Source organism: Candidatus Paceibacterota bacterium (assembly GCA_028714635.1).
Taxonomy (GTDB): Bacteria; Patescibacteriota; Minisyncoccia; order Phycocordibacterales; family JAQTLZ01; genus JAQTLZ01.
This window is the reverse complement of record JAQTLZ010000003.1, coordinates 85,653-110,394: the sequence shown is the minus strand read 5'-3', so window position 1 is coordinate 110,394 and position 24,742 is coordinate 85,653. Positions and strand designations below refer to the sequence as shown.

General features: G+C 43.2%; 26 protein-coding genes. 22 read left to right on the top strand and 4 right to left on the bottom strand.

What is annotated here, in order from left to right; translation table 11 throughout:
• Window positions 1-52 precede the first annotated feature (52 nt).
• From PHS53_02875 to PHS53_02855, 5 genes are all read left to right on the top strand, one after another.
• The gene (locus tag PHS53_02875) at window positions 53-2,320 is read left to right on the top strand and encodes a peptidoglycan-binding protein (GenBank protein ID MDD5357068.1); all 2,268 of its coding nucleotides are present in this window, start codon (window positions 53-55) and stop codon (window positions 2,318-2,320) included.
• Between the two features lie 101 nt (window positions 2,321-2,421).
• Window positions 2,422-5,268, top strand: coding sequence for a 6-bladed beta-propeller (locus PHS53_02870; GenBank protein MDD5357067.1), 2,847 nt, complete (start codon window positions 2,422-2,424; stop codon window positions 5,266-5,268).
• A 95-nt stretch (window positions 5,269-5,363) separates the two neighbouring features.
• Window positions 5,364-5,579 carry a DUF1059 domain-containing protein gene (locus PHS53_02865; GenBank protein ID MDD5357066.1) on the top strand — a complete coding sequence of 72 codons (216 nt, stop codon included), beginning with the start codon at window positions 5,364-5,366 and terminating at the stop codon, window positions 5,577-5,579.
• Between the two features lie 52 nt (window positions 5,580-5,631).
• Window positions 5,632-6,105, top strand: coding sequence for a DoxX family protein (locus PHS53_02860; GenBank protein ID MDD5357065.1), 474 nt, complete (start codon window positions 5,632-5,634; stop codon window positions 6,103-6,105).
• Window positions 6,106-6,108: 3 nt separating this feature from the next.
• Entirely contained in the window at window positions 6,109-6,285 is a 177-nt protein-coding gene (locus PHS53_02855) for a hypothetical protein (GenBank protein MDD5357064.1), read from the top strand.
• A 56-nt stretch (window positions 6,286-6,341) separates the two neighbouring features.
• Here the strand turns inward: PHS53_02855 and PHS53_02850 are convergent, their stop codons facing one another.
• Complete coding sequence (locus tag PHS53_02850; GenBank protein MDD5357063.1) at window positions 6,342-6,782, bottom strand: hypothetical protein; 441 nt, start codon at window positions 6,780-6,782, stop codon at window positions 6,342-6,344.
• Window positions 6,783-7,263: 481 nt separating this feature from the next.
• Between PHS53_02850 and PHS53_02845 the strand changes: the two genes are divergently transcribed.
• The 14 genes from PHS53_02845 to PHS53_02780 all read left to right on the top strand — a co-directional run bounded on the left by PHS53_02845 (window position 7,264) and on the right by PHS53_02780 (window position 18,428).
• Window positions 7,264-7,512: a DUF5652 family protein gene (locus tag PHS53_02845; protein ID MDD5357062.1), complete on the top strand. Its 249-nt coding sequence runs from the start codon at window positions 7,264-7,266 to the stop codon at window positions 7,510-7,512.
• 8 nt (window positions 7,513-7,520) lie between these two features.
• A complete protein-coding gene (locus PHS53_02840; protein ID MDD5357061.1) occupies window positions 7,521-8,510 on the top strand; it encodes a hypothetical protein in 990 nt (329 codons plus the stop codon).
• Between the two features lie 154 nt (window positions 8,511-8,664).
• A complete protein-coding gene (locus PHS53_02835) occupies window positions 8,665-8,967 on the top strand; it encodes a hypothetical protein (GenBank protein MDD5357060.1) in 303 nt (100 codons plus the stop codon).
• A gap of 208 nt (window positions 8,968-9,175) precedes the next feature.
• Entirely contained in the window at window positions 9,176-9,367 is a 192-nt protein-coding gene (locus PHS53_02830) for a DUF1059 domain-containing protein (protein ID MDD5357059.1), read from the top strand.
• A gap of 116 nt (window positions 9,368-9,483) precedes the next feature.
• Window positions 9,484-10,800, top strand: coding sequence for an FAD-binding oxidoreductase (locus tag PHS53_02825; GenBank protein MDD5357058.1), 1,317 nt, complete (start codon window positions 9,484-9,486; stop codon window positions 10,798-10,800).
• A gap of 140 nt (window positions 10,801-10,940) precedes the next feature.
• Window positions 10,941-11,225 carry a hypothetical protein gene (locus PHS53_02820; protein MDD5357057.1) on the top strand — a complete coding sequence of 95 codons (285 nt, stop codon included), beginning with the start codon at window positions 10,941-10,943 and terminating at the stop codon, window positions 11,223-11,225.
• Window positions 11,226-11,248: 23 nt separating this feature from the next.
• Window positions 11,249-11,908 (top strand): glycosyltransferase family 2 protein, encoded by a 660-nt coding sequence (locus PHS53_02815; GenBank protein MDD5357056.1) that lies wholly within the window; start codon window positions 11,249-11,251, stop codon window positions 11,906-11,908.
• Window positions 11,905-12,669: an FAD:protein FMN transferase gene (locus PHS53_02810; protein MDD5357055.1), complete on the top strand. Its 765-nt coding sequence runs from the start codon at window positions 11,905-11,907 to the stop codon at window positions 12,667-12,669. Before PHS53_02815 ends, PHS53_02810 begins: the two co-directional genes overlap by 4 nt.
• A gap of 38 nt (window positions 12,670-12,707) precedes the next feature.
• Entirely contained in the window at window positions 12,708-13,583 is an 876-nt protein-coding gene (locus PHS53_02805; protein MDD5357054.1) for a rhodanese-like domain-containing protein, read from the top strand.
• A 122-nt stretch (window positions 13,584-13,705) separates the two neighbouring features.
• Complete coding sequence (locus PHS53_02800; protein MDD5357053.1) at window positions 13,706-14,806, top strand: hypothetical protein; 1,101 nt, start codon at window positions 13,706-13,708, stop codon at window positions 14,804-14,806.
• Between the two features lie 27 nt (window positions 14,807-14,833).
• Complete coding sequence (locus tag PHS53_02795; GenBank protein MDD5357052.1) at window positions 14,834-15,742, top strand: phosphotransferase; 909 nt, start codon at window positions 14,834-14,836, stop codon at window positions 15,740-15,742.
• Window positions 15,743-15,747: 5 nt separating this feature from the next.
• Window positions 15,748-16,182, top strand: a complete 435-nt coding sequence (locus PHS53_02790) for an NUDIX domain-containing protein (GenBank protein MDD5357051.1) — start codon at window positions 15,748-15,750, stop codon at window positions 16,180-16,182.
• Window positions 16,183-16,242: 60 nt separating this feature from the next.
• On the top strand, window positions 16,243-17,334 hold the full coding sequence (locus tag PHS53_02785) for a glycosyltransferase (protein MDD5357050.1): 1,092 nt from the start codon (window positions 16,243-16,245) through the stop codon (window positions 17,332-17,334).
• Window positions 17,335-17,345: 11 nt separating this feature from the next.
• Window positions 17,346-18,428, top strand: coding sequence for a glycosyltransferase (locus PHS53_02780; GenBank protein MDD5357049.1), 1,083 nt, complete (start codon window positions 17,346-17,348; stop codon window positions 18,426-18,428).
• Here the strand turns inward: PHS53_02780 and PHS53_02775 are convergent.
• Entirely contained in the window at window positions 18,425-20,758 is a 2,334-nt protein-coding gene (locus PHS53_02775) for a glycosyltransferase (GenBank protein MDD5357048.1), read from the bottom strand. The genes PHS53_02780 and PHS53_02775 overlap by 4 nt on opposite strands.
• A gap of 36 nt (window positions 20,759-20,794) precedes the next feature.
• Complete coding sequence (locus PHS53_02770) at window positions 20,795-21,487, bottom strand: glycosyltransferase family A protein (GenBank protein MDD5357047.1); 693 nt, start codon at window positions 21,485-21,487, stop codon at window positions 20,795-20,797.
• Between the two features lie 54 nt (window positions 21,488-21,541).
• Between PHS53_02770 and PHS53_02765 the strand changes: the two genes are divergently transcribed.
• A complete protein-coding gene (locus PHS53_02765; protein ID MDD5357046.1) occupies window positions 21,542-22,033 on the top strand; it encodes a hypothetical protein in 492 nt (163 codons plus the stop codon).
• 5 nt (window positions 22,034-22,038) lie between these two features.
• Here PHS53_02765 and PHS53_02760 read toward each other — a convergent pair whose 3' ends face one another.
• Window positions 22,039-22,425 (bottom strand): PqqD family protein, encoded by a 387-nt coding sequence (locus PHS53_02760; protein MDD5357045.1) that lies wholly within the window; start codon window positions 22,423-22,425, stop codon window positions 22,039-22,041.
• Window positions 22,426-22,505: 80 nt separating this feature from the next.
• On the opposite strand from PHS53_02760, the gene PHS53_02755 reads away from it, so the two are divergent.
• Together PHS53_02755 and PHS53_02750 are read left to right on the top strand one after the other, a co-directional pair.
• Complete coding sequence (locus PHS53_02755) at window positions 22,506-23,687, top strand: glycosyltransferase (protein ID MDD5357044.1); 1,182 nt, start codon at window positions 22,506-22,508, stop codon at window positions 23,685-23,687.
• Between the two features lie 13 nt (window positions 23,688-23,700).
• Window positions 23,701-24,735: a hypothetical protein gene (locus PHS53_02750; protein MDD5357043.1), complete on the top strand. Its 1,035-nt coding sequence runs from the start codon at window positions 23,701-23,703 to the stop codon at window positions 24,733-24,735.
• Window positions 24,736-24,742: the final 7 nt, after the last annotated feature.

Sequence of the window (24,742 nt, the reverse complement as noted above, 5' to 3'; positions counted from 1 at the left end):
GATTGTTGTTCACACCCCCTTCTTTCCTTTTTTGCTGTATACTTTTAAGGACATGAAATTTGCTCAAAAGGGATTTTTATTTTTATTCCTAATCGTCTTTGTTTTTGGATCCCCGCAGTTCGCAAAAGCTATCCCAAACACTGCCCCAGTTCTCGATGCTGTGGCGAGTCCTACAATGGTTGCAATCTATCAGCCGGGGGCGCCGGGGGACATTCAAGGTACTCTCGTGTCAGATCTTGTGGATTTTCCGGATTCACCCGGGCTTGATAACGTCAACGATCTTGATGACGGAGCGCTTCTGGGGATTGCCGTCACAGCTGTTAATAGTGCTGACCTTATTTGTCACTATTCGCTTGATGACGGTACGACTTGGCATGGATTCGGTACGCCTTCCGCGACAACGACGCGCCTTCTTGCCGCCGATTCAGATAATCGTGTCTACTGCCAGAAAACTGTGTCGGACGGTACATTTCCGGATGCTCTGACATTCCGCGCATGGGACCAAACCAGCGGTACTGATGGAGGCACTGCCGACACCACCACCAACGGTGGTTCGACGGCATTCTCGTCAGTGACTGATAACGTGAGTTTTACCATTAATGCTGTAAACGGCGCCCCGAGCGCATCGAACCTTAGCGCACCCGAAACGTACACCGAGGACACTCCGCTCAATCTTACCGACATTGTTATAACTGATGACAGTTTGAGCCTCCAAGCGTATTTAACACTTTCTGACCCGGAAGCAGGAAGTTTGAGTACTTCTACGTCCGGTTTGGTCACATCAACCTATAATCCCGAGACCGGGCAATGGCACGCGAACGGCGCAAGGATTTCCCTCAATAGACTTCTTGCCGGTGTCATTTTCACTCCGGCGCCCAATTACAATAGTACTTTCACTATCGCAACGGCTGTGAATGATGGCATTTCTGCTGTCACCGGTTCAAAAACAATGAACGGTATTGCGGCCGACACCGTACCGGGAGTACCGACATCTCTTACTGTAACCGCCCTTCCTCAATCGCATGTTCATCTTTCGTGGACAGCTCCGGAGGATGATGGGGGCGATGAAATTACCGGTTATAGAATCGACCGTGAATCACCAGTTGATAGCGTGTGGGGTACAATCGTTGATGATACAGAATCGGACGCAACTACCTATAACGATCAATACGTGCTTCCGGGTGTAGAGTACAACTACCGTGTGGCGGCAATTAATAGCGTTGACGTTGGAGAGTTTGGAGATTCTGCAAGTGTCACAACTCCCGGAGCCACATCTGGTGCCTCTTGTGTTGCCGATGCTTACTGGAATTTTGATGAGGGCGAAGGTACGACAGCAATTGAAAGTGTTGAAGGATACGACGGCACGCTCGTAAATGGTCCAACCTATTCAACTGATGTGCCACCTGTTGATTTTACTGATTCTCATAGTCTTCTTTTTGATGAAGATTCGGATCAGAAAGTAATATTCTCGAGAAGCGCGACGACAACCTATTCAGTTTCGATGTGGATAAAGCCTTTAGGACAGACTAATGAGTATGGTTCGCTCATCTCTCAAAATACTGATATCGGGCTCTATTATTTAGGAGATGATATAGGAAACGTTGCATGGCCAAATAAAATTTCGAATTACAATGGTGATGGTGATCATGTAAATGACACAGCACTTTCGCTCGACACTTGGCATCATATTGCATTAGTAAATGATGACGGCCATGCCACCTTCTATCTCGATGGAGTAGCTGATGGAAGTTCGGATGGTAGTCCTGCTGTCAATTTCAATACACTCGGTAGTGATGGAGGTCATGAAGCATTCAATGGTTATATTGATGACGTCCGCATCTACGATTCTCTCCTTACGGCAAGTCAGGTAGAGTCACTTGCAGACGGGAATGAGAACTGTGATGGTTCTACTGCAACGCCGACACCAGTTGCGAGACATCACTCAAGCGGAGGTGGCTCTTTAGCTTCGCGTGTAACGAATCTTGTTGCGATGAATAAGACGCAGGAGGCGAAGGATTTGGTTGAGAAATATCAAAACAATCCGCAAAATATCATAAAGACACTTCCACCTATTATTCGTGATTTGGAATTCGGACTGTCAGGCGACGATGTAAAACAGCTTCAGATATTTTTGAATAGTCATGGGTTTCTAGTGGCAACGACTGGTCCCGGTTCATCAGGGAATGAAACTAACTTTTTCGGAGCATTAACTCGTTCCGCTCTCGCGGAATTTCAGAAAGCAAATGGGATTACTCCTACGGCAGGCTACTTTGGGCCAAAGACGAGAGCTTTTCTTGCGGGAATGAAAACAACTCTGTAAAGGAATACGGACTAGCAAGGACAGTCCTTGCTAAGATTGCTAAGAGTGAGTTTGTTTTTGTGCTTAACAGTTATTTTGATATAATAAAAGCATATTTCTAAATGTCGAAATATAAAATAATCTATTTGAGCGTAACAGCAAGTTTCCTCTTTTTGCTTGCTTTTTCCTTTTGCCTGCCGAAAGCTTGGGCAGACGAACCAACCCCGGCGTTTCTTTTTAAGATTCCCTCTGCTCCGGCCCTCGGCGCCTTAGCTTCCCCGACATACGTGGCTATTTCTACGAGCACAGGAAATATGTACGTGGTGGACAGCGCTAACGATAGGATTCAGAAGTTTGATTCGTCGGGTACTCCGTTGGCTCAATTTGGAAGCAATGGCACTGGTGATGGTCAATTTTATACTCCTCGGGGCATCGCGCTTGATCCCGGAGGAAATATTTTTGTCTCTGACAGCCTCAACCACCGCATCGAAAAATTCAACTCCTCCGGAACCTTCGTCTCGGCTTTTGGCTGGGGCGTTTCAGACGGAAGCAGCGCATTTCAGACGTGTACTTCAAGCTGTCAGGCTGGTATTTCGGGTGCTGGCAATGGAGAGTTTTATAGACCTTGGGGTATTGCAATCTCCACAACCACGGGAAATATCTATGTGGCTGATCAATTTAATCATCGCGTTCAGATATTTGATTCTGGTTTCAGCTACATCGGCCAATTTGGAAGCGGCGGTTCAGGCGATGGACAATTTTATTATCCGCGAGGCATTGCACTCGATTCTTCTGATAATGTGTATATCGTGGATCTCTATGGTGCGCGTGTAGAAAAATTCGACTCTTCTGGCAATTATCTGAGTAAGTTTGGAAGCAGTGGTTCTGGGGATGGAAATTTCGGTGCTTCTTATCCTGGAGGCATTGCTGTATCGACTGTAACGGGAGATATTTATGTTGTCGATAGCGCCAATGATCGAGTCGAAAAATTCGACTCTGCTGGAACCTTTCTCGCAACATTCGGCTGGGGCATTTCAGACGGAAGCCACGCCTTGCAGACGTGTACTTCAAGTTGTCGAGCTGGTATTTCGGGTGCTGGTAGGGGGCAGTTTGATGGTAATACGCAGTCTGATGAATCTCTTGGTATAGCTCTCGACGCTTCCGACAATGTGTATGTTGTCGATACCGTAAACGGGCGAATTGCAAAATTCGATTCCTCTGACTTATCATTCGTGAGCCAATTCGGCACCACTGAAGGTGAATTTTCTCATCCCCGGAGCTTAACGATTGCAACGACCACAGGAGATATTTATGTTGCCGATACTGACGGCAATCGCATCGAAAAATTCAACTCCTCCGGAACCTTCGTCTCGGCTTTTGGCTGGGGCGTTTCAGACGGAAGCAGTGCATTTCAGACGTGTACTTCGGGGTGTTTGAAGGGAATTGCTGGTTCCGGTGATGGACAGTTGAATGGCCCCTATGGTATCGCTCTCGATTCATCGGGGAATATCTACGTCACTGATGCAGAGAATAACCGCGTCCAAAAATTCGACTCATCTGGCAATTATGTAAGCAAATTTGGCCTTTACGGTTCACTGGGAGGAAACTTTACAGTTCCGGGCGGGATCGTTCTTGATCCAGCCGGAAATATCTATATCGCTGATCGTGACCAATATCGCGTTCAGAAATTAGATTCTTCCGGAGATTTTCTTTATGCTTTCGGCTGGGGAGTTTTGACGGGGGCTAACGCATTTGAGGTCTGCACAGTAAGCTTAAGCTGTCACGCCGGAATTCAGGGTTCGGGAGAAGGACAGCTTTCTAATTTTCCGGAAGACATCGCTCTTGATCCAGAAGGCAACATATTTATAACTGATCCAGGAAACAGCCGTGTTCAAGAATTTAGTCCCGCACCGGCTTTTATTGGCCAATTTGGGGTCTCCGGTTCCGGCAATGGTCAGTTCAACTACCCATTTGGTATTGCTGTCTCGACAACAACAGGAAATATTTATGTGGTTGATGCAAATAATAATCGCATCCAGAAGTTTGACTCTTCCGGCAATTACCTAAGCAAGTTCGGTAGCGGTGGAAGTGGTGAGGGTGCCTTCTCTTCTCCCACCGATGTTGGTCTCGATTCGTCCGAAAATATCTACGTGATGGATACTTTTAACAACCGCATCCAAAAATTTGCGCAACAGCCAGCGATAGATATTGCCCCAACTGCCCTCACCGTAGAGAAAGGAAGCTCGGCCACCTATAATGTCATGGTGGTCAATAAGGAGCCTACCGATGATGTTGTGGTCACCATATCTCCAGACAGTTACGAGACAGTTTCTTCTTCGACGCTTACTTTCACGTCAGCCAATTATCTCACTCCTCAAACAGTGACGGTAACAGCTATTCAAGATAATCTCGCCAGTGATATTCTGACCGGTACGATCACACACGCTGCTTCATCCATTGATCCCGATTTTGACACCTATTCTGTTTCCAATGTCACGGTCACTATTCCTGCATACACCCCGCCACCTCCTACGCCTACGCCCACCCCTTCACCAACTCACCACCACTCTGGTGGCGGAGGAGCTTCAGTTGCCCGAATCCAACAATTCGCTCCTGCAATTTCTCTAACGCCGCCTCCAGCCTCATCCGATTCTGCTGTTGGGCCAGCTTCTGCCCCTTCTGTTCCCGCTAGAGCTTCTTTCTTCACCCGCCCTCTCCGTGTGGGCTTCTCTGGTCCAGATGTGAAAGCTCTCCAAGTTTTTCTTAACACCCACGGCTTTCCTCTTGCTTTGACCGGTCTCGGCTCTCTAGGTCACGAGACGAACTTTTTTGGGGCAAAAACAAAAGAGGCACTCAAGAAGTTCCAAGAGGCGCACGCACCTGACATTCTTATCCCGCAAGGACTTTCCCACGGCACAGGATTCTTTGGTGCATCAACACGGAAATTCGTGAATGGTCTGGTTCAGTGAATTGGCCTTCCCCTACTCATTTCTTTCTCAAACCCTCCCTTCTTATCAAAAAGAGACGTGCTAAAATGTAGCAATAGAAGCTAATAATAAAAACCATGAAAACAATAACATGCAGAGCGATGGGAGGTGAGTGTGATGAACCCATAACAGGCTCAACTCCGGAGGAGATGATGGTAAATGGGATGAAGCACCTGGAAAAAGTTCACCCTAAAATGGCGGCAAATGTTAAAAAGATGCCGAAGGACGACCCAATGATGGTGAAGTGGAGCAGTGACTTTATGAAAACCTGGGCCGAGACTCCGGATATGTAATCTGGTCCCTCCTGTGCATAAGTTTGTAGCGTGCGAGTGGTATAATAAACTTATGACACACTTTCATAAACTCTCCCTTTTTCTTCTCCGCGTGACGATGGGATGGATGTTTTTGTACGCGGGAATTACTCATCTCCTTGACCCGAATTTTTCAGCCGGTGGATATCTTGCCGGAGCGAAGACTTTTGTCGGGTTTTATCATTGGCTCGCCACTCCGGGAATTTTACCGATTGTAAATTTTGTAAACGTGTGGGGATTGACGCTTCTCGGCGTTTCTCTCATTCTTGGAATTGGGATACGCCTCTCGGGGAAATTAGGAGCGCTTCTTATGATTCTCTATTGGCTTCCGCTTGGCATCATTCACCCGGACGCACATTCACTCATTGTTGATGACCATATCATTTATGCTACGGGACTTCTTGTGCTTGCGTATCACAACGCTGGACGAGCATTTGGCCTCCAACATTGGTTCTCCGGTCTCTCAATTTGTTCCAAGTATCCACGTCTTCGAGACTTGCTCGGATAATGTATGCTTAAAAATCTTAGAAACCTGGCGCTTCTCGGAAATGCTCTCTTTTTCCTTTGGATTCTGTGGAACGGCATCGATGAGGGTTCTCGCCAGACTGGTCGCCTCGAGCTTTTTGCACTCGGCTCGCTCCTCATTCTCCTTGTTTTGAATTTTTTCCTTCTTTGGAGACAGAAATGAAGATAAATAAAAAACGGAATCTCTCGATCCCGTTTCTTCTTCTGAAAACCCAAACCTCAAGGTCTTTTTGTCACATCTTTGACCCGATCCTTCTTGGGTCCAACCATCAAGATTTTCTTGCCCCATTGTCCTACCTCGTCCATTCCCTCTAGAATGGCGTCGAGGATGTCATGCGCAAATTCTTCCGTGATGTAGGTGTTTACCCCACATCGCACACGGATTTCAGGCCAACTGCATTTACCCGGAGGGACTTCCGGCCACCGTATCGATTTACCATCGGGGGAGTAGCGGAAGAATCTTTTTCTTTTCCCACCTGTCGGGGCTTTATTTTTCCGCACCAACAGGACGAAGCGTTTTACAAGGTCGGTGGGTGTCGGCGTGAAATCGTGCCCATGTACTTCGCGCATGATGTGGGTGGCGAGCGCAAGGACATCGCCCAACCTGCACCAGTTCCTCGTGTTGAGCGGGGCGCGCGGTATAAAATAGACTACCGGCATGACTGCAACCGGTTTTCGTTGTTTCGGCAAACGGGACATGAGTATTCTCCGCTGTAACGTTGTTGAACTGAATCGAATGGGACACCACAATGGGCCCAACCGTTTTCAATCCTATTCCGTCTGAAAAGGGAAGTCAAACTTGCATTAAACTTTTCCAAAGACTAGGATAACTTTGGTGCTCATTGCTCGCTCCGGCGGCGATGGTGTTGCTTCGAGTATACGAGGATACCATTTCCACTGTGGCTTGCATGCAAGCCACTTTCGGGTTCTCGCCCTACCAGCTAGTTGGCGGAGTAAAAGCCCACCAAGGCTAAGACGGGTAGTTGGCGCGCATTACGTTTCAAGCGCTGTCAGCCGAAGTAGCGTGTTCTTTATGCACCAATCCTCTGCCGGTTCACATCTTCGGCAGAGGATTCATTGTTTATACACAGTAGATTTTTGTAAGCTTCTCCCTGTCTGTACGGCATATTAGAATAAGAATATGTATAACTTCAACTATGGAATGGGTTTGGGAGGTTTGAATTGGATTCGTCCATTTGGACCAGCATTGATCCTTCTTGCCCTCTGGAGCATATTTTGGAAAGGACTTGCGCTTTGGCATTCGGGACGACGCGAACAGGAATGGTGGTTTGTGATACTTCTTCTCGTGAATACAGCGGGTATTCTCGATATCATTTACCTTTTCTTGGTGATTAAAATGAAAGCTTCGGAACTTTTTACTAAAAAATAGTTTGTCTTATGAAAAGCCCTCTTACAATCACGATACTTATCTTTCTCATCATTATTGGAGCAGTTTTTCTTTTCTGGCCGAAGATAAGCGGGATTCCGAATCCTACACCAAGTCCGACATCAACTGAAACCGGCGTTTTCTGCACGCAGGACGCTAAGCTTTGTCCTGACGGAAGTTATGTGGGAAGAATCGCGCCGAGTTGTGAATTTGCAAAATGTCCGGGCACTCCGGTACCTCCGCCAGTAACTGGCAACTTAACACTTGCCCTAGGACAAAAAGGAACCCTTGGGGAGCTAACCATCACTCCGAACTCAATTATTGAGGATAGCCGATGTCCGGTTGATGTCCAGTGTATCCAGGCTGGCAGAATTCGAGTCAATGTGACGATTGGAGATAGCTTGAATTCAACAACAGTAACAATGACTTTGGCTGATATCCCGACTCTTTTTGCTCTCTATAAAGTATCAATTACTTCTGTTACACCAGACAAAAATAGCAAAATACAAATCCTGCCGAGCCAGTATAGAATCGTTTTTCACGTTGATACGTTGAAGATCGCAGATCTCGGAGAGCACTGCGGAGGAAATACATCGAATCCTCCTGTGTGCGCGGAGACTCTTTACTGCGCTCCGGAACCCGGCTCACACTTACCTTTTGGTGATGTCGGCGGAGTATGTATGGAGAAAAGAGAAGGGATAGTGAGCGGTACTGTTACACTTTCTCCCGTTTGTCCTGTCGAGAGGATTCCGCCGGATCCAGCTTGTGCTCCAAAACCTTACCAAACTACAGTAGAGGTCAAAAATTCGGCTGGAACAGATACCTTGACGATTGTGCGAACCGGCACCGATGGACGTTTCAATCTTTCACTTCCGTACGGCGATTTTACACTTCAAGCGGTCGGCGGGAATCCTTATCCAAGATGCCCCGCTGTTAAGGTTTCAGTGAATGCACCAGTCAAGAGTGGGGTGGATATTTCCTGCGACACTGGAATTCGGTGAGAAAAAGTTTGGATTTAAAATGATTTTCTTCTTGAGAGAGTTGCGACTCTTTTATTTTTGTGTCGATTTTTTTGAAAAATGTCACGAAAGATAAGAACCGGCGTCTGTATAACAAAGGTCGGGATTATCCGCGAATTTAATTTATTTTAAAAATATGAAAACAAAAAAACTCCTCACTACTCTTGGCACAGCTGTTGGTTTCTCTATTGCTGGATCTCTCATCGCGGTGACGTTAGTGTTAGCAGCTCCAAATCCATCCGGTACGGGACAACCTGGGGCTGAATGTGGAGAAGAAAATGCCACAATGGCACCGAAAGGATTTAGCAGTGGCGGTTTTGCGCACGCAGAGACTGTGTATGCAGGAAGTGATGGTTCAGCATCGGCAGAACATTCTCACAGCACCCATGCGGTGTCGCAGTATGATGTTGCTTGTTATCAGCAAACACAAAATCATTAATTCTTTACCGAAGAGTTTTGTGGTCGTCTATTACGACGAGCGAGAGACGCGTGAATGAGTAATCTCATTCACGGCGTCCGAGTCGAAGTCGGAAAATAGTTCAATACTCCGCGGCGTGCCGCGGAGAAAAGAGCGAATGGAATGAGCTCCCCAAATACCTCGGGGCTTGCCCCGAGGAACTTTATCAGCCTTTAAGCTAAAAACTACCATGATGAAACTTGCGTGCAAGGATCTTGATCCCGAGACGGACTGTCATTTTGAAGCAACGGGAAATTCTACGAAAGAAGTGGCTGGAAAAATGATGAAACACATGAGAGAAGCTCATGCTGAAAAGATGAGGGAAATGGGGATGTCAGATGAAGAGGCGATGAAAATGTTTGAATCGAAAGTGCACGGATAAACAAAAATACAGATGAAAAAAGAGAAAAGCATCTGGCACTATAGTGCCAGATGCTTTTTAGTGTTGTAATTTTGTTCTTTTGTAATGAACAGCTTTCTCGTACGTTTTTTTAAAGTATGAAGAGAGAATATAAAAATGTGAGCGATGTCGTCACTTGGGATGAGGATCATACGCTCAAAGCGTATCCCACGCTTAAAGAAGACACTCAAGCTGACGTCGTAGTCATCGGCGGAGGAATTTCTGGCGTTTTATCTGCCTATCTTCTGGCAAAGGAAGGCAAAAAGGTGGTGCTTCTTGAGAAAGATCGGATAGGATTCGGCGCTACCGGAGTTACAACCGCTTTTATCACTGAATCTTTAGATACAAGACCCTCAGAGCTTGTAAAGGGTCTGGGGACGATTCCTGCAAGCATTATTCTCAATTCTCACGAGGAAGCTATTCTCCTTATCGAATCCATCATTCGTGATGAAAAGATTGATTGCGATTTTACCCGCTGTGAAAATCGCATGTATGCCACCACAGCAAAAGAAAGGAATCTGCTCAAGGAAGAATTGCGAGTGCTGAAGACTCTCGGAAGAGAAGCCTCTTTTGTTGGGAAAGAAGAGAATGAACTTGGATTTAAAAATGAAGGATACCTCTTACTGGAAGGCCAGGCAAAATTTCATCCCCTGAAATTTATCGGCGCGCTACTGGAGCGTGCGAAAAAACTTGGCGTGGAGATATATGAGAATACTGAAGCTCTCGCTATTCTGCATACCTCTCATGGAAAAGTGCATTCTGTTAAGACAGCTTCTGGAAATATCAGAGCAGATTGGGTGCTTGCTTCTACCTATGAACCATTTAAACACCCATCTTCTCTGTATTTCAAAAAAGCGCTCTATACGTCGTATGTGTTTGAACTTGAAATAGAACGCGGCGCTCTCTCGGAAGGCATATATGAAGATGTGAAAAGCCCCTATCATTATTGGAGAGTTGACGCGGGCGAGAAATTTGATCGGATGATTGTCGGGGGCGAAGATCATCGTGCTGACATTCATATAAACGAAGAGAAATGTTTCAAAGCTCTCGAGGATTTTGTGGCCACGACTTTTCCAAAACTTTCCTATAAAATAGTACGACGATGGAGCGGGCCGATCCTCGAATCTATTGATGGATTGGCATATATCGGAGAACTCCATCCGGGCGAGCGTGTTATGTACGCATTCGGATTTTCAGGTAATGGAATGACCTATGGAGCTATCACTGCGCAGATAGTTGTCGATAAAGTTTTTGGCAGGCATAATGTTTGGGCGTCATTGTATGATGTAGGAAGAAGCCCAGGATTTATCATGCTCTTCGAAAAAGGAATTGATTATTCAAAAGAATTTTTTGGTGGGGCGGTGAAGAACGCTTTTAAGTATTCTTCAAGTGTGGATATAGGGCACAAAAAATAAGGTATTATAAAGATAGGAGGAACAAAGTTTTTTATTATTAACTAATTACAGGAGGCGTCGCGTTTCAAGTCACGTTTCAATGGACGGTTACGTGACACGATTTCGACAAAATCGTACGCGACGTGATTCTGCAGAATCACATGATAATCATTAGAGAAATTTTTATTGCGAGACCTGGCAAAGCTTCAACCTTAGCAAAGATGTTTAAGGACATGAAGATGAAAGGGACTTTCAGGGTTTTGACTGATTTTGTGAGCGATTTCAACCAGGTGATTTTAGAGTCTGAATACAAAGACCTGGGAGAATTTGAAGCAAGAATGAAAAGCTATACCGCGGATGAAGAAAAACAATGGAAAGAGAAGATGAAAGGATATCACGATCTCTATTTGACCGGTCGCCGAGAGGTCTTAAGGGTCTTTGAGTAAAATTTATCAAGCCTCTAAGAATTATGAGTGATCCCGCCCCCCTGGTTTCGGTAGTTATTCCTGTCTATAATCGGGAAGATTTGCTGCCTCGCGCGCTTCTTTCACTTTTCTCGCAAACCTACACAAATTGGGAAGCTGTCGTTGTTGATGACAAAAGTAAAGATAGAACAGTAGAAGTGGCGAACAAATTTGCCGAAAAAGATTCTCGGATTCGAGTTATTCAAAATATTCACTCTGGTCCAGCAGAAACTGCTAATAAAGGGCTCCGAGATACGAAAGGAGAATTCATCACCTTTTTAGATTCAGATGATGAATATCTGCCGGAGCACCTTGCTTTTCGGGTAAAGAGGATGCAAGCAAAAGATCATCCTGATATTATCCATGGCGGATTTAAAGTGATTGGAGACGAAATGGTGGTTGATAAGCGCGACACTTCTCGGATGGTAAGTTTGTATGATGAAGTGGTCGTTGTGGGTCCGACTTTTTTTGGCAAAAGAGAGGTTTTCAAAGCGTTGAAAGGTTTCCGAAACATCCCTTATTTCCATGATTCTGAATTTTTAGACCGGGCGAAGAAAATATATAAAGTGGTCCGAATAGAGTCACCCACTTATATCTACCATCGAGAGCACACGAAATCAGTTACAAAAGAAATGCTAGATTTTTTCGAAGTAAAACAGAAATGAGACAGAAGCGGATAATTATGGGAATGCCAGTTGGCGTGGAGATACGGGATCAGGAGGTGATTCCGGGAATTTTTGACGAGGTTTTTTCTTATTTTACGTATGTTGACCAAAAATTCAGCACCTATAAAACCACAAGTGAGATAAGCGCTATTAATCGGGGTGAAATTCCAAAAGAGAAGTGGAGCGCCGATATGAAAGAAGTCATCTCCCTGTCTGAAAAAACAAGGAAGGAAACAGGGGGATATTTTGATATCGTAACACCCAAAGGATTTATCGATCCATCAGGGATGGTAAAGGGATGGGCGATATGGAAAGCATCCGAAATAATAAAAAGTAAAGATATAAAAAATTTCTATGTTGAGATCGGCGGAGATATCCAAGTAAGCGGAAGAAATGCGCAGGGCGGAGTCTGGAGTGTGGGAATAGAGAATCCTTTGTGGACAAAAGAGGAAGTAGGGATGGGAGTCGTAAAGATCATCTATCTTGACGATAAAGGAGTCGCAACATCAGGCACGTACAAAAGGGGAACGCATATTTATGACCCTGTAAAAAAAGCCAGCCCCTCGGACGGTATTTTAAGTCTTACCGTGATAGGACCAAATGTGTACGAGGCTGATCGTTTTGCAACGGCTGCGTTTGCAATGGGGACGAGAGGAATTGAGTTTTTGGAAAAACTTCCCGGGTTTGAGGCATATCAGATAGACAAAGACGGACAGGTTGTTATGACGAGTGGATTTGAGAATTATATGAAAGAGAAATAAGTGTGGTCGTTTCGCTGAAATTTTGCTAGAGTACGGGTATGAAAGAATACGTCGTTATCCTTTTCTATAAATTCGGTTCTCTCTCAAATCTGGAGATAGTAGCGAAGGTACACAGGGAAAAATGTACCGAGCTCGCACTTTCTGGGCGCATGCTTCTCGCGGAAGAAGGAGTCAACGCAACGTTTGAAGGGACTCGGGAAGCTATAGATGCTTACAAAGTGTTTCTTCGGAGTGAACCATTTTTTTCTGATATTTTGGTAAAGGAGAGCGCGGGAGATGGAAAGGCTTTTCCTAAATTGAAGATAAAAATTCGAGAGGAGGTTATCATGCTCGGTGCGGGGACATTTGACGTGAAAAATGAAACAGCGCCAGCGCTTCCTTCGGCAGAATTAGAGAAATGGTACGAGAGAGGAGAAGATTTCGTCGTGCTTGATCTGCGTAATGATTATGAAATTGCAAGTGGGAAATTTGATAAGACGATTGACCCGGGATTGTCGAATTTCCGCGATTTGCCGAAAAAACTCGAAAAGCTTGCGAATCTTAAAGATAAGAAAGTGGTGACAGTATGTACGGGAGGCATTCGGTGCGAGAAAGCGACATGCCTTTTAAAACGAGAGGGGTTCAAGGATGTGTATCAGCTAAAAGACGGCATTCATACTTATATACAAGAATATCCAGGAAAACATTTTAAAGGAACGCTTTTCGTATTTGATAACAGAATGACGACTGATGTGGTGCCAACCGAGAAGAAAATTACCATAGGAGAATGTTTTTCTTGCGGAGCCCAGACTGAAAATTATTGTTCCGATACGAGGATTCGTCCTTCGCCGAAACTTCTTTGTTGTGAAGAGTGTTTTGAGGAATGTAAAGAGTATCTGCGAAGGGGAGTGATAGATAGAGATATGGTACACTAAGCAAAGCATTTACAAATATTTTTTCATTTATTATTTCTACTGAAAAGAAAAAGAAGAATAAGGCAAGAAAAATTTTGCTCCCTATTCTTATAGTGGTATTTTGTTTCGCGGTAGGCATTTTTATGCTGTATTTGGTTGGATATACTGATTTCTTTTTTGACCAAAGCAACTATGTAGTTGCAGATTATCGGGCAAAGCCGACTGTAACGCCGATTCCAACACCCACGCCAATTGTCTTAGATTTTGTTGACTATGATAAAAGAATGGCGATACTCGCGAATAACGGTTCATATGTCGTATCTACATCATCCGCGTCGTCCACCAAAGCAACTCCTACAAGTAGCGCAACTTCTACCAAAAACAATAATGGGAGCCCCACCCCCAAAGTGGTCCCAAAATTATGGCCGGTGAAAACGGCTCCCTATCCAAAAGGCGGAGCAATTTTACCATTCAAGCGCATTGTCGCTTACTACGGAAATTTCTACGCGAAGGGAATGGGAGTCCTAGGAGAATATCCTCCGCTTGTCATGCTTCAAAAACTCAATGATGAAATAAAGAAATGGGAAATCGCAGATCCGTATACTCCCGTAATGCCCGCCATAGATTACATTGCAGTGACTGCACAAGGAAGCGCTGGAGCAGATGGGAAATATCGGGCACGAATGCCCTCAAGTCAGATGGATTATGCACTTGGACTCGCAAAGAAAATAAATGGTATCGTGATTCTTGAGATACAGGTTGGGCTTTCTACGATACAGGCAGAAGTCCCTCTTCTTGAAAAATATTTGAAGATGCCCGAGTTTCATCTGGCGATTGATCCAGAATTCGCAATGGCGCCGAGCGGGAAGAGGCCGGGGACTGTGGTGGGGACAGTAGATGCGACAGACATCAATTGGGCAGCGAATTATCTGGCAAAACTTGTCAAAGAGAATAATCTTCCGCCAAAAGTGCTTATTGTACATCGCTACACGCAGGCAATGGTCACAAATTATAAAAATATAAAACCCCTTCCTGAAGTCCAGATTCTTGTGGATATGGACGGCTGGGGCTCTCCGACCCGCAAACTCGGGACCTATCAAGCTTACGAATACTTAAATCCAGTTCAGTTTACCGGTTTTAAACTTTTCTACAAAAATGACTTGTGGGCACCGAGTCCCCGGATGATGACTCCTGCAGAAATCCTCAAATTGCAGCCACGGCCAAGCTTCATACAGTATCAGTAATTTCCGGGAATGTGATATTGTGTTCCAATGGAAAAATCTGAAATTATAGTTGAGGGGAAGACATATATCCATGTACGGACAAGACATCAAGTCCCAGTTTCTATCTATAAAGGAAACGCTACCTTTCTTCGCATTGGTCCGAAAGAATTGATTGAGAAGGAAGTGCAATTTCATAAAAAGTTAGTGCATTTTGGCTATCCTTTGGCGCAAATCGTTGGGGAAGGGCAATATGAGGACAAAAGCTATTTTATTGAAAGCTCTCTTGGTGAATTTCATTTCGGACAAATATGCGCGCAAGATTTTGCCAAAAATGGATTCGTTTCAGACTCTACCTTTCAGAGCCTCCTGGCAGTGACAAAAAAGTATGCCGAAGCGCAATTGAAAACTGCCTCGAAAGATATTTTTAACAAAGAAGAGTTTCAGAAACTTATTCAATTCGAGACAATTCTCGAAGAAGCAAAGCACCTCAAAGAGAAATCAAAAGCGTGCATGAAAAAAGTGGAGAGTCATATTAAAGAACTTCCAACCGTCATTACTCACGGCGATTTCAATCCCCACAACATTTTTGAAAAAGGCGTTATAGATTGGGAGCGCACCGCGTATGCTCCAGCTGGTTATGACTTGGTAACAAACATAACCCAGATTTTTTTCTTTCCGCGCTGGGGGAAGTATGAATATATGGGGAAATATGTTTTTTCAAAAGAGCAGGTTGATCGTTACTGGACAGAAATTGATGCACTCTACGAGTCAAAAGGACTTCCGAAACTGTCGGATTATGCGGATGATTTTATTTTCTGCCGAAGTGTCTGGTCTGTGGTGCGAATGGAAAAGTGGCCGGACATACAAAAATGGAGGTATACTTTACATGAGAAGATCATGGATGCGTATCTTAAAGGAGAAAATCTCACGGAGCTTTTACTAGAGAATTCAAATTGATTTTTATGCAAGAACGTCCAACTTTTCCCGTCGGAGTAAATGTTTTCGTTATAAAGGACGGAAAGCTTTTGCTTGGCCAGCGCAAGAATACTGCCGGCGACGGACTCTGGGGACTTCCCGGAGGACATCTTGAAACAGGAGAAAATATGATTGACTGTGCTCGGAGAGAACTCAAAGAAGAGACTTCGCTTGAAGCGGAAAAATTTATATTCGCCAATCTCGCAAATGACAATGGACCAACGAACAATCGCCATTATGTTCAAGTTGGAATGATCGCGGAAGGAATAAAGGGGGAAGTGAAACTCACCGAACCTGAGCTTTGTTACGAATGGAAATGGTTTGATCTCCACAATCTTCCCAAAGAAATCTTCTTCGGCCACAAAAATCAGATCGAACTGTTCTTAAGAGGTCTTTCTTTCGGGGATGGCATAACGGGATAATATTAATTCAATACTTCGGCTATATTTCAGCGTGTTAAAATTCTGTTATAATCACAGACTATGAAAATAGCAGTATTTCATAATTTTATGGACAATATCGGGGGAGCGGAAATGGTCACTCTTACATTAGCGAGGGGGCTTGACGCTGATGTCTACACCACAAACTTAGATGAAGAAAAAATCAGAAAAATGGGATTTGGAGATGTAATACCCAGAATAATATCCCTTGGTAAAGTGCCTAAAAACGCACCATTTCGGCACCAACTCTCGTTTTGGAAGTTCAGGCGCCTCAATCTTGGCAAAAAGTATGATTTTTATATTATCGCAGGGGATTGGGCAATGTCTGGGGCGGTTCATAACAAGCCAAATCTTTGGTATGCGCATTCTCCCTTAAATGAAATTTGGCAATTTAAGGATTATATTCGGAGTGAAATTTTGAGTTGGTGGAAGAGGCCCTTTTTCGATACCTGGGTTTGGTGGAACCGCAAGCTTACTTTGCGATATGCCAAGCATATTGGCGAATGGATTTGTAATTCAGAGAACACGAAGGCTAGGATAAAAAAGTATTATCATCATGACGCTCGGGTAATTAACCCGCCCGTCGATCTTTCCCAAAGCGAATATAAACCACATAGAAATTATTGTCTTTCAGTCAATCGCCTTTCACCGCCTAAAAGAATTGATCTTCAAATGAAGGCATTTTCTAACATGCCTGGAGAAAAGCTCATCATAGTCGGAAGTTTTGAAAAAGGAGCAAGACAGCCTGAAGCTCAGAAAAAATACATAGAAAGTATAAAACCCCAAAATGTTAAGATACTTCACTGGGTTGATCAGGGAGCGTTAAGAAAACTTTATTCTGAATGTAAATGCTTCATTACTACTGCTCTAGACGAAGACTTTGGTATGACTCCCGTTGAAGCTATGGGATTCGGTAAGCCAGTGATAGCTCCAAATGAAGGGGGATACAAAGAAACGATAGTGAATGGTAAAACGGGAATTTTGATAGACGATATCAATACAGATAAAATTGTTGAAGCGGTGAAGGAAATTAGTAAAAATCCCGAGAAATATAAGAATGCATCTATGGAAAGAGCCAGAGAATTTGATGTGGAAATCTTTATAAGAAAAATAATCTCTTTAATGAAAAATTAGTTTTAAAATCAATGCGAATTGCGATATTTCATGACCAGTATAATGAGATTGGTGGCGCCGAGCTTACCGTTTTAATGATGGCTCGGGCGCTTCAAGCTACCATTATCACTACCAACATAGACTATAAAAAAATTGGAGAACTCGGCTACGGAGATATTGCCTTTATATCAATTGGCCGTGTGCCATTGTCTAGCAAGGGTTGGAAGCAAATTGCAATGCAATACAGGTTCTGGAACTGTGATTTTTCATCACAATTTGATTTTTTTATTTTTGGTGGTTGTGCGAGCATCTATGCCGCTAAAAAACACAAAAGAAATCTGTGGTTTTGTTTTAGTCCGTATAGGGGTATTTATGATTTGAGATATTTTTATACTTCTCGCTTTCACCTTCCACTCCAGGCGGCAATAGAGTTGTTGATACTGTTTGATAAATATTTTGCAAAATATGCTAGGGTAATAATTACCTCAAGCATGAATGTGGCCAGAAGAATACATAAATATTACCATCGGGATTCTCTGGTGTATTATATACCAGTTCAAGTTAGTAATTTCTATTCTAGGCCGCACAAAAATTACTGGCTTTGCGTAACAAGGTTAACGCCTTACAAGAGAGTTGAACTGCAGTTAAAAGCATTCGCCAAACTTCCTAGAGAAAAATTGATCATCGTGGGCGGAGCTTCAGAAGCACACAGGGCGTACTTTACGGAGTTAAAGAAAAAAGCACCAACGAATGTTGCTTTCGTCGGGGCTGTATATGATCTCTCAAAAATAGCCGAGTTCTATGCATATTGCAAGGGGTTTATCATTACCGCTCGTGATGAGGATTTCGGCACGACACCCATTGAAGCTATGGCTTCCGGGAAACCGGTTATTGCTCCTAATGATGGAGGAAACAGCGAATCTATCGTTCACGGGAAGACAGGAATTTTGATAGACGACATCAATGAAGATAAGATCGTTGAAGCAGTAAAAGAGATCGGAAAAGATCCCGAGAAATACAAAGAAGCCTGCTTGGAGCAAGCGAAGAGGTTTGGTATAGGAATATTTATAGAGAAAATAAGGAAAGAGATTTATGAGCAAGTAACCAAAGCCTAATTTCTCTCCTTCTGTCTCGAATGAGGAAACATCTTTCCGGCTGCTTCCAATATTTGCTTTTGTTCTTTGGTATGAAAATTTTCGTCTCTCGTGGTCAAGAGCCGAACCGGCACCTCCTGCTTCTCCAGATCTTTGAGATGCTGTTTCATTGCCTTGAAGGAATTCGCCCATTGAAAATAGAGCTTTACCTTACGAGCTCCTCTCAATCCTTTCTTTGTCAGATCTTTTACAGGCAAGGAAACAATTTTTTTCATATAATCAGATAAGGTCTCTTTTGAAATTTCACACAGGTGTACTTCTTCAATGGTCTCTGTGTCGCCTTTATTATTGATAACAAAATCTTGTCCAACGGGCACTCGGATTTCTTTGACGGGCATGAGAAATGAGTTTGCATCATTGCAAAAATCCAGGCAAGCTCCGAATCGCGGGACAATTACAGGAACGCCGCAGGCTAGAGATTCGACAATGGGTAGCGCAAATCCTTCCGCCCGATAGGGGAAGACTCCCACATTACAGGCGCGATAGAGATCGGCCAGCTTGGATGTCGGAAGAAATTCATCGATGTAGATTATCTCGGGGCACCTCTTATCTTTCACCATGTTTAAAATCTTCTTTTTGAGAGTGATGTTTTTATAGAGCGGATCATTTGAAGCGTTATCTTTAATAACCAAAGACACATTGTCTTCAGGACTGAAGGCTTCCTTGTAGGCCTTCAGAAGAATATCGATTCCTTTTCGTTTTACTGCTCCACCGACAAAAATAAACTTAAATTTTTTCTTGGTTGCAAGTGGGTATTGAGGGCCATTCGGATGAAAGATTTTTCCATCCACTCCAAGCGGAACAATTTTCACCCGTTCCTCGATAATGCCACTTTCGATGGCTTTTTTCTGAATCCATTTCGTGTGGACCCAGAGCTGATCACACTCGGCATTTATTTTCTTGACCAACGCCGGCGGAAACTTTCCAAAGTCCCACGATCGCACAAAAATAAACTTTCCCTCTTCCGGCAGAGTTATTTTTTTGAAATCATTGGAATAATCATGATGAATGTGGTAATCAATAGGTACCGGTAGGAAATCATGGAAATTCTTTACTCCAAATATCGTATACTCTCTGTCTTTCTTTGCGCACTCATCCCAGGCACTATTGATGACAGAATATGCCGATTTTTTATTATCGTGTCCAAGGAGCGCCACGTTCTTTTTCAAGTCCGGTTTTTTCTTATTTTTTGCTAGAGTACGGAGGATCTTCTCTAACTGCATAGATGACTCGTTGCCAAGGAATTTTTTTGAAAGTGTCAGCCCTTCGCTTCTATTCAAGAGATAGCTTTTTTCTTCAAAAAGAAGCTTCTTTATTTTTTTTGCCCATTCATCTACAGTTTGAAATTTTCGCACCGCAAGAGAAGAATCTCCGGTAATTTCTTTTAAGCCCCCGGTATAACTTGCGAGTGTTGGTATACCATTTGCCATGGCTTCAACTGCTACTCTGCCGAACGGCTCAGGCCACTGTGAGGGAACAAGAACGATTTTGCTCATTTTCAAGTATCTTTTCATAGAATCAAAAGGGACTGTAAAAAGATTCCGGAGCTTTCGAGCCTTTCGAAAATTTCTTTCCCACTTTCCTTGCATGACCATTTTCCTTTTATCCTCGAGCTCACGATGCTTCAGGTGATCTATATCAGCGAGCGGTATTAAGAATTTCTCATTTGGAAAAATACGGCAAAGCTCCAGGAAAATGTCCGCGCCTTTATGCGGCCAGAGACAATTGGTTCCCATGATAAAGCTTAAGTTTTCCTTCTGGATCGGTGGCTTTTCAAGCAGAAAACTATTTGGTTCAAAGGGGCAATAGAGGACTGGGGTATGAATTTTGTATTCTTTCCAGAACCTTTTTTGCAGTGCATACGAAACACAGCACACCATATCGGCTTCTTGCATTACAAATTCTCGCCCTTCTTTCGTCGTGTTTGGCCCTCCTATTTGCCAGCTTTCCTGTTCTCGGGGCGTAACGGAACAATAAGAATAATCTTGCATATATATCAAAGAAGGCACTCCAAGCTTTTTCGCAAGTTTTACGGCGTAATGGCTTATGTGTGATGAAGCAATGATAACATCAGGATGGAAGACGCCCGTCATCGCTCTCAACTCTTCGAGATCTCTAAATGTTTCCAATTTCACTTTTCCATATCGATGTTTTATTTTTTTATCAAAATTTGTGAAGATCGAACACTCGTGATCAAATCTTTTTGATAATGTTTTAAGATATGCGATATTGGCAAGCTGTGCTCCGCCGATAATTGGATATCCGTTACTGATTATACTTAGTATTTTCATTCGGGAGTTTTTAGAAGATCCTTTTGTCTTGCCAATTCACTTACCATTTGCACGATGAAGATGTCTTTTCAGCGCCAACGCGACATGGCCGAACAAATCATCCTCACTCTTTTCCGCGGTAATACTGCCGGAACGCTTCCGATTTATGAGTGTTATATCTCTAATTACCGTGGTAGGAATGTTCTTCTCTTTTATCCTAAAAAAAAGATCAACGCTCTCCGCAAAACGCATCTTACGAAACACGCCAATAGATGTAAAGACATGACGTGTAAAAATCGCTGCGCCGACAAAAGAAAAAATTTTTGGTTTCTCTGAACTTTTGATTTCTTTTCGGTACTTTCCAGATTTTTCAAACAAGGATAATTTTGTAGTTCCAATGACCATTTGAGGAGCGTCAAGAGAGGCGATCTTAGAAACCATGCGTTCAAGCCTGTGTTTTGGCCAGAGATCGTCAGCATCTAGAAAAGCAAGTACTTCTCCTGTAGCCATCCGAATTCCTTTGTTTCGTGCCGCCGCTACTCCCCGGTTTTTTTGAAAAAAATAGGTTACATTTGGAAACGATTGAGCAATCGCGGCAGTACCGTCTGTCGAGCCGTCATCAATGACGAGTATCTCAAGATGGGCGTATGACTGGGCCAGTATACTTTCGAGAGCGCCTTTCAGAAAACGTTCACCATTGTAAACGGGGACAATAACGCTCACAAGAGGATGTTTTTCTCGATTCTTCATAAATGGTATACTAAAAGAACGATTCATGTTGGTCGGATACACGGACAAAAGAAAATGGCAAAAACATCTCTGGAAACAATGAAGTCCCATCATTCAGAAATGCCCATCAACTTTACTATTATGGGCATTTCTATGCAACCGTTCTTGAAAACAGGAGACGAGCTCGTGGTAATATCTTCTCCCGTAGAATCCATGAATCTGGGTAGCATTGTCATGTATAAGACGGGTGATACATTCTCGGCGCGTCGATTAATAAAAAGGAGGAATGATCTTGTTTGCATCACTGCCGATGCCGCCCTGAAGGAGATATGGGTTTCCAAAGAGACAATACGCGGCCGGGCGATCGAACGGAAAAGATTAGGGTTCTCTCTTCCATCAAAGAGCGCTCGTTGGGTTTGTTGTTCTTATTTCGTCCTTTTTAAGTACAAAATAAGAAATATTATTCCTACCCTTGAGCGCAGTACAATCGCGCTTCTGAAGAGGAATTTGGGAGCGTCCTATACTCCTTTTGTAGGAACAGTAAGAAAAATTATAGGAAATTTCTAATGGCTTTAGACAGCGGCCACAATCATATTGTTTAAGGCTTCGAATTTTGTCAAAAGCGGGGGGTTGTATTTTTCTGTCTTTTTGTGACGAGAAACCTTACTTTGTGACGTGGCTCCAGATGCTACGTTCCCGCTTTTTATCAAGCGCCCTTTTACGAGGCTTGCTAAAAATTTTTTTACATCCGGAGTGATTGTTTTCTCTTGTTGATCATACTGCTCTGCCAAATTTTTTACTACTATTTCGAGAGGCATTGCATTTGCGGTCAATAATTCCCAGACCAGTGTTCCTGTTTTGTTTAGACCGTAAAAATAACTGGTTTCTTTCTGAATAATAATTGCTTCTCCATCTAAAATGCGGGAAAGGGTCTTCTCTTTGTTCACGATGTATTTCATGGTAGTGTATTTCTAACAAAATTTTTCACCCCAGTCAAGAATAAGAAGTTTTCAATCCGAGCCTTACTCGATCAAAGAAAATGAAAGTAGCAATATTACACGATGATTTTACTGTGTGCGGGGGAGCCGAAAAACTGGTGGCGCTTCTTTCGAGCGGATTAAACAAAAAGGGAATAGAAACAGAAATCATTACGTTTGATTTCAGAGATCAGCTGAAAAAAATCATACCCAAAAACCTTGTCATTAAAACTTTGAACCATGAAAAGCTTCCCAATCTGCCCATTATGCGGCAAGCCGCATTCGCTGAGTTAAATGTAAGGGATGAGTACGATTTCTTCATCTTTAGCGGCCATCTTTCCCTCTATGCCGCGAAAATCCACACACCAAACCTTTTTTACTGCCACTATGTTTCGAGTATTGGTTTCAAAGAACCAAAAATTATCGATGGGATACAAAACCCCATCTTTCGACATGAAACAATGTCAAAGAATTTCGACGCTCTTGTGAAGGCATTGTTCGAAAAAGGTGGTGATCGCTATCTCAAGTATATTGTAGAGCAACGAGAAACCTTTTCCCTTCATGGACCGGAGTTGAGTTATGGAGAAAATCTGAAATATATTCAAACCATAGCGACCAACAGTGCTCATACGTCGCAAAAATTGAAAAAAGCATGCAAAAGAAGGTCGCTTGTTATATATCCCCCCGTCGAGACAAGCAATTACGGATATAAAAAACAAAAAGGTTACTGGATTTCTGTGAACAGAATTGTTCCAATGAAAAGAATCAGACTTCAGCTCGTGGCCTTCTCACAACTGCCAGATGAAAAGTTGTATATAATAGGACAGATAGAAAACGATTTCTATTACCAAGCTTTAAAAAAAATAAAGCCTCCCAATGTTCATTTTCTCGGCGTTATTGGAGGGAGGGATTTGATACAAAGATTAAGCGAATGTAGGGGCTTTATTTTTACGGCAAAGGACGAGGACTTTGGAATGTCAGTGATCGAAGCAATGGCTTCTGGCAAAGCGGTTATTGCCCCGTTTGAAGGAGGCTTGAAGGAAAGTGTTCAAGATGGCAAAGTGGGGAAACTGATACGAAACATAAACGCAAAGAAACTTGCCAAAGCGATCCAAAACATCGGAAAAGAGCTTGAGAAAAATCCGGAAAAGTACAGAAAGGCTTGCACAGAACGAGCACGGAAATTTGATGTCAGTATTTTCATAGAAAAAATCAAAACACAGATCGAGAAACACGTATCGTAGTATCAATAAAAACATGTCTTCACTTAATTTAGATTTTGAAGCTCTTGAACGAGAAGTTAAGAAGCAAAAGATGAAGCGGAGCACTTTTACTCGTTTAGGAAAGGACTGGGCAATTGAGCTTCACGCAACTCATAAGAACTATATTCAATACTTTGAAACTTCTATTATGCAAAAGATTATGCATCTGCCCCACCATAAGGCAGCCAAAAATACCATACAAATTTATATGGTTGATATTGCTAAGGATTCAGAAATTTTTTCTGATAACCATACTATTTCCTACGGCACAATGCCAATGTCCACTAATGCAAACAAAAGTCATCTCGTGCTTAAGTCGCCGTGGTTTCGCATCTTTGTGAAAAGAAGGAGGGGGGAGACCACTGTTCTTGCCTTGATCCGAGAAGGAAAAATATCTCGGGCTACCTTTGGGAAATACTTTCAGTTGCTTAGTCGTAAAATACTTTTTGCCCTTGGCATACACATCTTTCATGCCGCAGCGCTTCGGCTTGGAAACAAAACTATTCTTTTTGATGGGGAAAGCGGAGCGGGAAAATCAACAACTACGCTTAGTCTCGCGAAATCTGGCGCACAGATTATTTCAGAAGATCATACCCTTATACGAAGAGAGAAAGGGATATTTTTCGCTAGCGGCTACGAAGAGTTGTCGCGAGTGACCTCAAAAACCGAAAAACACATTTTTGGAGAGGCGCTTCCATACCCTCGAAAAAAAATTGGCAAGTACTTCAAGAAAGAATTTCCTCTTCGGAGAGCCTTTGATTGCGTTTTCTTCAAAGAATTTCGGATTGATTTTATTTTTTTTCTCCAAGAAGCGAAGCAGTTTCAGATTCGAGAGTTATCGAAAAAGGAGGCAACATTGCATCTGGTAAAAATGACAAAGCCTTTCTTTACGTTCTCAGAGCCGAATTTGTACGATGACTATATGAATTATATGTGCGCATTAACAAAACAAGTGCGATGCTTTAATCTTGAGCGCGATAATAATCTTAAGAATCTCGACACTCTCATTGATTTTTTAAGAAAAGTCTAGAAGATTA

What these genes read in the sequence shown, in the direction of transcription:
- PHS53_02875 (MDD5357068.1), top strand. Translation starts at nt 53, where the DNA reads ATGAAATTTGCTCAAAAGGGATTTTTATTTTTATTCCTAATCGTCTTT.
- PHS53_02870 (MDD5357067.1), top strand. Translation starts at nt 2,422, where the DNA reads ATGTCGAAATATAAAATAATCTATTTGAGCGTAACAGCAAGTTTCCTC.
- PHS53_02865 (MDD5357066.1), top strand. Translation starts at nt 5,364, where the DNA reads ATGAAAACAATAACATGCAGAGCGATGGGAGGTGAGTGTGATGAACCC.
- PHS53_02860 (MDD5357065.1), top strand. Translation starts at nt 5,632, where the DNA reads ATGACACACTTTCATAAACTCTCCCTTTTTCTTCTCCGCGTGACGATG.
- PHS53_02855 (MDD5357064.1), top strand. Translation starts at nt 6,109, where the DNA reads ATGCTTAAAAATCTTAGAAACCTGGCGCTTCTCGGAAATGCTCTCTTT.
- PHS53_02850 (MDD5357063.1), bottom strand. Translation starts at nt 6,782, where the DNA reads ATGCCGGTAGTCTATTTTATACCGCGCGCCCCGCTCAACACGAGGAAC.
- PHS53_02845 (MDD5357062.1), top strand. Translation starts at nt 7,264, where the DNA reads ATGTATAACTTCAACTATGGAATGGGTTTGGGAGGTTTGAATTGGATT.
- PHS53_02840 (MDD5357061.1), top strand. Translation starts at nt 7,521, where the DNA reads ATGAAAAGCCCTCTTACAATCACGATACTTATCTTTCTCATCATTATT.
- PHS53_02835 (MDD5357060.1), top strand. Translation starts at nt 8,665, where the DNA reads ATGAAAACAAAAAAACTCCTCACTACTCTTGGCACAGCTGTTGGTTTC.
- PHS53_02830 (MDD5357059.1), top strand. Translation starts at nt 9,176, where the DNA reads ATGATGAAACTTGCGTGCAAGGATCTTGATCCCGAGACGGACTGTCAT.
- PHS53_02825 (MDD5357058.1), top strand. Translation starts at nt 9,484, where the DNA reads ATGAAGAGAGAATATAAAAATGTGAGCGATGTCGTCACTTGGGATGAG.
- PHS53_02820 (MDD5357057.1), top strand. Translation starts at nt 10,941, where the DNA reads ATGATAATCATTAGAGAAATTTTTATTGCGAGACCTGGCAAAGCTTCA.
- PHS53_02815 (MDD5357056.1), top strand. Translation starts at nt 11,249, where the DNA reads ATGAGTGATCCCGCCCCCCTGGTTTCGGTAGTTATTCCTGTCTATAAT.
- PHS53_02810 (MDD5357055.1), top strand. Translation starts at nt 11,905, where the DNA reads ATGAGACAGAAGCGGATAATTATGGGAATGCCAGTTGGCGTGGAGATA.
- PHS53_02805 (MDD5357054.1), top strand. Translation starts at nt 12,708, where the DNA reads ATGAAAGAATACGTCGTTATCCTTTTCTATAAATTCGGTTCTCTCTCA.
- PHS53_02800 (MDD5357053.1), top strand. Translation starts at nt 13,706, where the DNA reads ATGCTGTATTTGGTTGGATATACTGATTTCTTTTTTGACCAAAGCAAC.
- PHS53_02795 (MDD5357052.1), top strand. Translation starts at nt 14,834, where the DNA reads ATGGAAAAATCTGAAATTATAGTTGAGGGGAAGACATATATCCATGTA.
- PHS53_02790 (MDD5357051.1), top strand. Translation starts at nt 15,748, where the DNA reads ATGCAAGAACGTCCAACTTTTCCCGTCGGAGTAAATGTTTTCGTTATA.
- PHS53_02785 (MDD5357050.1), top strand. Translation starts at nt 16,243, where the DNA reads ATGAAAATAGCAGTATTTCATAATTTTATGGACAATATCGGGGGAGCG.
- PHS53_02780 (MDD5357049.1), top strand. Translation starts at nt 17,346, where the DNA reads ATGCGAATTGCGATATTTCATGACCAGTATAATGAGATTGGTGGCGCC.
- PHS53_02775 (MDD5357048.1), bottom strand. Translation starts at nt 20,758, where the DNA reads ATGAAAATACTAAGTATAATCAGTAACGGATATCCAATTATCGGCGGA.
- PHS53_02770 (MDD5357047.1), bottom strand. Translation starts at nt 21,487, where the DNA reads ATGAAGAATCGAGAAAAACATCCTCTTGTGAGCGTTATTGTCCCCGTT.
- PHS53_02765 (MDD5357046.1), top strand. Translation starts at nt 21,542, where the DNA reads ATGGCAAAAACATCTCTGGAAACAATGAAGTCCCATCATTCAGAAATG.
- PHS53_02760 (MDD5357045.1), bottom strand. Translation starts at nt 22,425, where the DNA reads ATGAAATACATCGTGAACAAAGAGAAGACCCTTTCCCGCATTTTAGAT.
- PHS53_02755 (MDD5357044.1), top strand. Translation starts at nt 22,506, where the DNA reads ATGAAAGTAGCAATATTACACGATGATTTTACTGTGTGCGGGGGAGCC.
- PHS53_02750 (MDD5357043.1), top strand. Translation starts at nt 23,701, where the DNA reads ATGTCTTCACTTAATTTAGATTTTGAAGCTCTTGAACGAGAAGTTAAG.